The sequence below is a fragment of the Deefgea chitinilytica genome (genome assembly GCF_016881405.1).
In the GTDB taxonomy this organism is placed as follows: Bacteria; Pseudomonadota; Gammaproteobacteria; order Burkholderiales; family Chitinibacteraceae; genus Deefgea; species Deefgea chitinilytica.
Map to the genome: position 1 here is coordinate 135,009 of NZ_WOFE01000007.1, position 9,284 is coordinate 144,292.

Here is a 9,284-nt window from a genome sequence, read left to right on the forward strand (position 1 = left end):
AAAATCTAGCTTATGCTGCGGCCACGACGTGGATTTCTTCACCCAATAGTTTGACGACCATTCCGGGGCGAATTTTGGCGGTTTTGCGGCTTTCGAGTACGCCATCCACTTCGACCAAACCTTCCGCGACCATAAGTTTCGCCGCGCCACCAGAGTGCGCGATGCCCAGATTTTTGATTAAATCACAGAGTGCGATGTATTCATTTTTGAGTTCAAAAGTTTGGATTGCCATGGTCTTTCCTTCAATGTATTTGTGTATAGCCATTGCTAAATAATGCTCTTGGTGCAATACCCACGGTTTTCGTTTGGTTAGTCTGCCAAAATGCCTAAGCCGTGCTTGGCCAATAATGCGGCGGTATCGTGCAAAGGCAAACCCATTACGCCTGTGAAACTACCGTCCAGATGTGCGACAAACACGCCGCCCAAGCCTTGAATGCCATAGGCGCCGGCTTTGTCCATCGGCTCGCCACTAGCGATGTAGCTGGCGATTTGCGCGTCGGTCAGCTCGGCAAACGTAACACGGCTGACGCATAAACGGGTCTCGATGCCGGATTGATCTTTGAGTGCCAAACTGGTTAGTACTTCGTGCGTTTGGCCTGAGAGCTTGCGTAGCATCGCGGCAGCATCGGCAGCATCGACGGGCTTGCCTAAAATTTCATTGGCAAAGATCACCGAGGTGTCGGAGGCTAGCACGGGCTTGAGTGCCAGCCCCATTGCTTCCAGATGTTGCCAGCCCGATTCGGCCTTTTCAACCGCCATTCGGAGAACATAGTCACGCGGATTTTCCTTGGGCAGCGGCGTTTCATCAATCGGTGCCGCAATGCGTTCGAAAATCACGCCGGTTTGTGCCAGCAGTTCTTTGCGGCGTGGGCTGCCGGAAGCCAGATAAAGTTGGGTCATAAAGTTGAAGCCAATTGAGCCAGAAAGAAAGTTGTAATTAGCCAGCAGGCAATATTGATCTTATTTAACGGTGGAGGCTGTTTTTTCCACATTTGCCACACGCCACAAGCTAGCAGATATATAACGACGATGAAGGCGTACAGCATCAGCACCACCAGTCCTCGCTCCCCAAAATCGCCAAAAAGCGCAAATAGCGCCATCAAAATCAAGGGGAATGCATAGGCCACGATGACATCCTTATTCGCGATGGTAGGGGTGATTATTGATGATTGATACGGCGCGGTACAGTTGTTCAGCCAGCAAAACGCGCACCATGCCGTGCGGCATGGTCATCGCGGAAAGTTGCAGTAATTGATCGGCACGCTGCTTGATACGCGGATCAAGCCCATCGGTACCGCCGATAATAAACACGGTTTCACGGCCATCAATTTGCCACTCCTTCATATGTTCGGCGAGCTTCATCGTGGTCCAGTTCGCGCCGCGCTCGTCGAGCGCTAGCACGCGCGCACCGTCAGGAATGCTGGCTAGAATCCGCTCGGCTTCTTCTGCCATCACTTGCTGCGGCGTGCGGGCGCTAATGCGTTTATCGGGTTTGAGTTCGGTCAGTGTCAACGCGAAATCGCGCGGCATACGTTTGGCGTATTCGTTGTAGCCTTCGGTAATCCAGTTCGGCATTTTGTGGCCGACGGCGATTAATTGCAGTTTCATAAGATGTTGTCGTGTTGTTTTTGACGATGGTAACAGAAGTGCCTAGAGAAAATGAAAACAGCCCATCGCTTGACGGGCTGTTGCTTTGCTGCGGAATTACTAAATCCGAGCGGGTTTTATTCGCTGCGACCGCTGGTAACGCGTTCGCGTTTGATCTTCCATTTGCCGCCTTCGCTGACCAACTCCAAGGTTTTCTCAACGACATCTTGGTAGTTTTTCGAGCTGTAGTTTTGCTTAAAGGTCACGTCTGCACGATCTTTGCTCACATTGCTGCAACTAAAGTTTTCAAATTTCAGCGTGATCTCACCGTCTTTGCCAAGGCGAGTACGGCGTTTGGCTTCCCAATCAGCGCGGGTACGGCCTGCGCCGACGTCAAATTGGCTGCTATACAGCGCTAAATATTCATCCGCTTTTTTGCCAGACCATTGTGTGCGCCAGTTTTCTACAAATTCGGTAACCGATTTATCGCAGCTATTATTTGCGGTTGGGGTGCTTGCGGTTGGTGTTGGTGCCGGTAGGGGCTCAATGACGCGAGGTGGTCGCGCCGCAAGCGCGGCTTCACGATCAAGCGGTACCGCTGCAATCAATGCGCCCGAGCAATTAATCGCTTCATCTTCCGCCAAATTGTCGCCTAAATCACTGTCTGGCGAGGTATTTTCTAGTGGTGAAATCTGTAGAGCTGAGAGTAATTGATGCGATTGTGTTAAAACACGGGCATATGACAGTCGGTGATCAAATTCGGCGCGCACCAGAGCACGTTTTGCTTCAAATAACTCATTTTCAGTATCCAATACGTCGAGCAATGAGCGCTGACCAATATCAAATTGCTTACGGAATGCATCACGCGCTTTTTCGGTGGACAGTACGTGTTGATCGAGGTATTTGAGTTGTTCTTTTAGGCGATAGGTGTCATTCCAGGCGATTTGCGTAGTTTGGCGAATATCGCGGCAAGTTTTGTCCCGCATTTCTTGGGCGATATTGAATTGTTCGGCGTATTGACTAACCCGTGCAGTATCGCTGCCGCCGCGGAACAAATTGTAATTCATGACTAATTGAATTTTGCCATCTTTAAAGCTGCCATCGATATTGTCGCGGTTATTTTCATAACCTTGGCTGGCACGCAGTTCAAACTGTGGGTAGAACGTGCTTTTTTTACTTTGTGCTTCGGCACGTGCTGCGCGAATATTGTAAACCGAGGCGCGGAACGCTGGATTTTGTACGATACGTTCTTTTAATTCGGTTAGGTTTTGTGGCGCTTTTTCGGCGAAGTTCGGCACTTCACTCATTTTTTCTTGTGGAATAGTTCCGGTGAGGCGCTCGTAGCGTGCAGATACATCGTGCAGATTCGATGACTCGGTGAGCCAGTTTGATTCAGCTAAGGCTAAGCGACCAGACGCGGTTTCAAGGTCAACACGGCGGCCAACGCCAGCATTCACGCGTTCTTGAATTTGATTAAATGTTTCTTGGTGAATTGCGAAATTTTCGCTAGCGAGTGCGACCAGTTGGCGGTAACGCAGTACATCTAAATACGCATTGGTTGTTTCTAGCGCAGCCGCATCACTGGCGGCCAATAAGTCGTAATAGCGTGTTAATTTGCCATAACCCAGACGACGGACTTCGTCACGAGTAGCAAAACCATCAAACAGCATTTGGCGCAGCTCAATAGAGACACCTGGATGGCTAAAACTTTCGCTATCGACTTTGGGACGATCTTGCCGTTCAATCCCTGCATAGCCTAAGACATCGATTTTTGGATAATAATTACCACGAGCAACGTCTTGCTCATTGCCCGCAGCGCGAAACGCGAGCCACTTGGCGCGGACTTCTGGATTGCGAAGGACGGTTTGCTCTACCGCATCACGTAAATTGCTAGCAGCAAAAGTTGTTGAACTGCCACAAGTGATCAGTAAAAGCGCAAGTGTTTTTAGTTTCATGTTCATCGTTTCCAAAAATCCAGCTAGTAAGGCCACCTTGGTGAGTGGGTTTCTTTTATTATTCGCGTGTTTAAGTATTCAATTTTGCTACTATAGGTAGATAGATAAACTATTTCACCCACATTATTGTCACTGTATGCCAATAAAACTACTCCCTATCCGAATTTGCCTTGGCCGGACTGTTTTGTCCTTGGCAATGGTATGGGGTGGGGTTGCATTTTCGGCATCAGATTATGACACGTTGATCAAACTGGCGCAGCAGCGTTATGGGGCAAATGCGGCTAAAACAGCAGTTGAATTGCAGCAGTTAATTGCGTCGAGTCGTTCATTGTCTGAAATTGATAAGCTAAAACGAATTAATGAGTTTATCAATCGAAAGTTTCAATTTGTTGATGATTCAGTTTTATGGAAACAGGCCGATTATTGGGCTACACCACTCGAAATGATGGGCAAATCAGCAGGTGATTGTGAAGATTTCGCCATTATCAAATATACCGCCTTAAAAGATATTGGGGTTTCTACTGATAAATTAAGGCTGAGTTATGTGAAGGCAAAGATCGGTGGTGTGAATAGCAATGTGAGTCAGGCGCATATGGTTTTAACTTATTATGCCGAGCCCGATGCTGAGCCATTAATTTTGGATAATCTAATTACGGAAATACGTCCTGCGAGCCGTAGACCTGATTTAACACCCGTTTTTAGCTTTAATCATGAAGGTGTATTTGCAGGCTCTGGTGTAAAACCATCGGCATCGATTGATCGTTTATCTCGTTGGAAAGATGTGTTACTCAGAATGCAAGCAGATGGAATTGATTATAAGGAATGACACAGTGTCTTTAATTCGTCAGATGTTAGTGCTAATTATTATTTCCACCTTGCTGGCATTTTCTGTCAGTTTGGTGGTGAGTACAGTCAGCGCACGAAATTATTTAGAGCAGCAGTTATACACACAAAGCTCTGACAATGCCTCATCTTTGGCGCTTTCTTTATCGCAACAAACCGGTGATCCTGCGATGATGGAATTAATGACCTCTGCTTTATTTGATTCGGGGCATTTTGAATTAATTCGTTTTCGTGATCCACATAAAAAAATAATTATTGAGTTAAAAAATCAAGATATCTCGAGCAAAGTGCCAGCTTGGTTTATTTCTGCTTTTCCGATTCAGGTCACTTCTGGACAAGCATTGGTGAGTCAAGGTTGGAAACAAGCGGGTAGTGTTGAAGTGCGCGCACATTCTAAATTTGCGTATGAATCGCTGTGGAATGGGGCGGTGAAGTTATTTTTTGCGATTATGGGGGGCGGGATCATCGTCGCTTTTTTGGTGCGATTTATGTTCAACCGTGTACGCCAGCCGATTAGAGATATGGTTGGGCAAGCCGAGGCGATTAGCGAACGGCGCTTTATCACGATTGCTGAGCCACCTTATGTCGAGTTACGCCGAGTGGTCGTGGCCATGAATAGTATGGTGATGCGCGTGAAATCGATGTTTGATGAGCAATCAGAGCGAATCGATCAATTGAATCATTCGATTAATCGAGACAGCGTAACAGGCTTGGCAAATCGTAATTTTTTCATGGCACGCTTATCGGGCTTATTGCATGACGAAGACCGTGCTAGTCATGGTTTCTTACTATTGATTCGTTTGAAAGATTTGGCGGCTTTAAATCAGCGCCTAGGGCGACAACAAACCGATGCGTTGTTGAACCAAATTGCCGCAGTTCTGGCGCATTGGGATGATGAGGGTGAAGACTGGATTGCCGCTCGTTTGAATGGCGCTGATTTTGCATTGGCGACACCGATGCTGGAGCAAGCCGCTGAGTTTGTTGATTCATTATTAGCCACCTTGGCTCAGCAATCGGACGTCGAAGACTTCATTCATATTGGGTACACTGAATTTAGTAAGCATGAAGCAGTGAGTGCTATTTTGACTCGTGCCGATGCTGCGCTCGCGCAAGCGGAAAGCCGTGGCGTGGTGAGTGCGGTGGCGGCTGTGGTTGATTGGGCACCGATTAAAAATCCGAATACCGCTTGGCGTGAGCGATTGTTGCACGCGATACAAAGTGAGCAACTGGTTGTGCAGAAATATCCTGTAATTGATTGGCAGGGGCGGTTGATTCACCAAGAGTTGATGCTGCGCATGCCTGATACCGATGGTTCGTCTTTGTTGAGTGCGGGCATTTTTATGCCTTTTGCTAAGCGCTTAGGGCTGACTTCTGAGCTGGATTTAGCCGCGATTCGTTTGGCAATTGCCGAGTTAAAACGCAATTCGTATGCTTGCGCTGTGAATCTTGACATCGAATCACTCAGTAGTTTGTCATTCCGCGCTGAGCTCGCAAAATTGCTACAGACATTGCCTGAAGCGGTGCGAACTCGTTTGTGGCTCGAAATTAATAGCAATGGTTTTCAACAAGAGTTTGAGTCGTTAGCTGTCTTTGCCGCAGAAATGAATCAAGCTGGCGTTAAAGTGGGGATCGAGCATTTTGGCCGCTCAACAAGTGGCATGCTGCGGCTGTATGACTTACCACTGAGCTACATTAAAATCGATGGTAGTTATATTCATGAAATTGACCAGCACACCGGTAATCAACAGCTACTGAAAGAAATTGTCAAAATGGCCACGAGTCTAGGGGTAGATACGATTGCAGAGCAAGTTCGTACCGAAGGAGAGTGGCACAAACTACAAGCACTGGGCTTAAGTGGTGCGACAGGGTCGATTACAAATTCTAAAATGAACTGAGGTATTTGTCTGGAGTTTTTATTGATCAATGATTCTGTGCCAATACCTTGTTGCTTTTCTAGGTTCTTGCTGGGGTGTCGTCAATTTAGGCAATTTGGATTAGGTACTTAGTTTTATAACTGAATGGGTCAGTGTCATATTCCAAGTTTGTGTGAGCATCGTGAATATGAGTTTCAAAGTTAAAAAAGGCCAACTGACGAAGTTGGCCTTTTTATTGCAATGACTGGTGACTTAATCAGTTAGTAGATTTTTATTACTCAGCAGTGTCTGAATTATCGCTTGATCATTCCCCGCGGTTGTCAGGTCAACCCCTTGTAAGATGATCGTTTGATCTTCTTTGCTCGCATCATAAGTACCATTAACAAATTCACCCGCCGTACTGATATGAACAACGGTGCTTGTTCCCGATTTTTCAAAATGCAAGTGATTTAACAGGTTGCCAATATCGTTTGGATTGTTGGCATCGTGGTTTTCTCCTTGCAATAGATCTCGAAGATCAAGCTTGTCACCTTCTGCGGTTTTAAAGTCTTTCACAACGTCGGTCGCACTCGCGACAATTTTCAAGGTATTACTTACACCAAAATCGGTCGCCGACATACCGGGAACGCTGCTGATGGAAACAACGCCTCGGTTTTGCGCCTGATCACCTGGCAACCACAAAAATACGTCTGATCCAGCATCGCCACGCAAAATATCATTGCCAGCACCACCACGCAGTATGTCATTGCCAGTGCCACCTCTTAAACCATCACTACCAGTGCCTCCATCGAGATAGTCATTGCCTGAGCCTCCGTACATTAAGTCAACCCCAGCTTGACCATAAATCACGTCATTGCCTGAACCGCCATGTGCTAAGTCAGCCCATTCAGAAGCTAGACCTTTTTCATTTTCGGTGGTGCCACCAAAAACATTCATGCGAGCATCTTTTGAAAGGGTTTGATCATCAAATAGCAATGGATCGGCACCCACACCATTCCAGCTCATTTGCATCAATGATGTGCGATTGACATCTTGTGCTGTTGGCAACACGCCGGTGACTTTATGCGCGTTGTCTCCGGAGTCTCCAAGATAAATAATGTCATTGCCACGCCCTGCTTCAACATAATCGTTGCCACCTGCGGCATCGATAACTTGGTTAATCCCGGCGGTGTTTTGGATCATATTGGCACCGTTTGGATTGTTGCCAATCGCTGTTGCGCCTAGCTGCAATATAAATTGACGCCCCTCTTCGGTTTCTCCTGCGCCCAAGGTGATGCTTTCACCGTAGTTGTCGGTAATTTGATCGTTTAGGCTAGAGCCAAACAGGGTGACCGCATCACTATTGCCATTGATGGTAATGTTGAGTGTGGCACTGGAAGTACCAGTACCGTCACTTAAGGTATAAGTGAATTTTTCTAGCAATTGTTGCCCGTTTACCAAGCCATTAACGCGCGGATTGCTATTATCCAACGTGTAACTGTAGGTACCATCTGCTTTGATTAGCAGCGTTCCAAACTCTCCTTGTATCGTCGTTCCAGCGGATGTCACTGTGGTGTTGCCATTCACTTTGGTAACCGTGAGTGTCATTGAGTCTGGGTTTTGATCATTCGTCAGTACATTCCCAGAAATTGGGTTTGGCGTTGAGTCTTCTTTGATGGTATTGCCATCATCAATAGCGACAGCTGCATCGTATGAATTGAGCACTGTGACGCTCAGTTTCACTTTCGAGCTCGCACTATCCTTGTTGCTACCCTCGGTGCTGGTCGCATTGACGAAAATATCGTACTGACCATTAAAGTTGAGAGGCGGTTTGATGGATAAATTGGCAAGGTTCCATCCTTGAATACTCAATGAATCATTACCTACTGGCACGGTATAGTTATTGACCCCATCAGTTACAATACTGCCTGCTTTTAAGCCTGATAAAGAAATTGCAGTAATTGACTCTGAACCGTCTTTGTCGACTAGGTTGACACTCAAGCCACTCAATTTAATAAAGCTATCTTCCTGTCCGTTAAGCCCTACTGGATAGATGCCACCATCACCCACAGGAATTAATGGGCCGTGCACACCGCCTGCGTTTTCTAGTGCAGTCAAAGAGCTGTATAGGTTGAAATTGGTCGCATTGAAATCAACTGCAGGCGCGCCATTTACTGAAACTTTGAGGTCAAAGTTACCTATCCCGCTGGCATTGAACATCACAAATTCATAGCTGAAATAGCCTGAAGTTGTTGGCTTGTATGGCGTGGCCGAGAAATTACCAAAATTATCAAATGGGCTATTCAAGACGGTGGTACCGCCAATTTTCATCAGCACGGTATCGTCGCGACTACCCGAGAAGGTGTAGGTTTTACCCGCTTCAAGATAAATCAGACCGGTGATTCGGTAGCCCGAATCGGTTGCGACAGATGGTTTATCCGGTGCGGTTTGAATCGTCGTTGAGCTTGCAGTACCCGACTCCATGGCCGACTCAATATTCGCTGTATCCCGCGCTGTGGTCGTGTTCATGGCATCGTTTGCATTCGGAGCAAAGTACTGAACAGTCAGACCATTTCCTTTTGGAATCGCGGATGAAGAGACTCCACCGTCAACCAAGGTCACGCCACCAATCGAGATGGTTGGTGCATCTGCTTTTGCGACAATATCAACATTCATCGTTGCAGAACTGCTGTCTGCATTGCCGTCGAATACCGTGTATTTAAATTGCGCATAATCGGGTTTTTGATTACCTACGCCTGTCGATGTGAAGTCGTTGTCACCTGACTCATGCAAATCAGGAACAAAACGGAGTTTGCCAAGATCGATATCCGCCTTGCTGACCAGTTTGTTCATGGCAACATCTTCCCAAGTTGTGCCATTTAGGTACTGCAATTTGCCATCCGCAGGCAAAGTCGAAATTCGAATAGAAAGATTATTGGCCGAAGTATCGACATCTGAGGCATTAAATTGCGCCCAAGTTAAGGTCAGTGGCGTATCTTCAGTGCCCGTTACAGCTCCACCCGTTGCGGTTGGCGCGTCATTGCTT

At 46.9% G+C, this 9,284-nt stretch carries 8 protein-coding genes; 2 read left to right on the forward strand and 6 right to left on the reverse strand.

The genetic code is table 11. The annotated features are described in order from the left end of the window. Nucleotides 1-10: 10 nt before the first annotated feature. From GM173_RS13055 to GM173_RS13075, 5 genes are all read right to left on the reverse strand, one after another. Nucleotides 11-232 carry an RNA-binding S4 domain-containing protein gene (locus tag GM173_RS13055; RefSeq protein ID WP_203571823.1) on the reverse strand — a complete coding sequence of 74 codons (222 nt, stop codon included), beginning with the start codon at nt 230-232 and terminating at the stop codon, nt 11-13. A 77-nt stretch (nt 233-309) separates the two neighbouring features. Further along, nucleotides 310-900, reverse strand: a complete 591-nt coding sequence (locus GM173_RS13060; protein ID WP_203571824.1) for a Maf family protein — start codon at nt 898-900, stop codon at nt 310-312. After that, the gene (locus GM173_RS13065) at nt 897-1,127 is read right to left on the reverse strand and encodes a hypothetical protein (RefSeq protein ID WP_203571825.1); all 231 of its coding nucleotides are present in this window, start codon (nt 1,125-1,127) and stop codon (nt 897-899) included. Before GM173_RS13065 ends, GM173_RS13060 begins: the two co-directional genes overlap by 4 nt. Nucleotides 1,128-1,137: 10 nt before the next feature. Further along, nucleotides 1,138-1,608, reverse strand: a complete 471-nt coding sequence (gene rlmH / locus GM173_RS13070) for a 23S rRNA (pseudouridine(1915)-N(3))-methyltransferase RlmH (RefSeq protein WP_203571826.1) — start codon at nt 1,606-1,608, stop codon at nt 1,138-1,140. Nucleotides 1,609-1,724: 116 nt separating this feature from the next. Next, nucleotides 1,725-3,542 (reverse strand): TolC family outer membrane protein, encoded by a 1,818-nt coding sequence (locus GM173_RS13075; RefSeq protein ID WP_203571827.1) that lies wholly within the window; start codon nt 3,540-3,542, stop codon nt 1,725-1,727. A 241-nt stretch (nt 3,543-3,783) separates the two neighbouring features. Between GM173_RS13075 and GM173_RS13080 the strand changes: the two genes are divergently transcribed. Together GM173_RS13080 and GM173_RS13085 are read left to right on the forward strand one after the other, a co-directional pair. Beyond that, the gene (locus GM173_RS13080) at nt 3,784-4,368 is read left to right on the forward strand and encodes a transglutaminase-like cysteine peptidase (protein WP_239078513.1); all 585 of its coding nucleotides are present in this window, start codon (nt 3,784-3,786) and stop codon (nt 4,366-4,368) included. Nucleotides 4,369-4,372: 4 nt separating this feature from the next. After that, on the forward strand, nt 4,373-6,280 hold the full coding sequence (locus GM173_RS13085; RefSeq protein ID WP_203571828.1) for a bifunctional diguanylate cyclase/phosphodiesterase: 1,908 nt from the start codon (nt 4,373-4,375) through the stop codon (nt 6,278-6,280). A gap of 231 nt (nt 6,281-6,511) precedes the next feature. Here GM173_RS13085 and GM173_RS16230 read toward each other — a convergent pair. Further along, nucleotides 6,512-9,284, reverse strand: a 2,773-nt coding sequence (locus GM173_RS16230; protein WP_203571829.1) for a cadherin-like domain-containing protein, incomplete at its 5' end; no start/stop codon positions are given.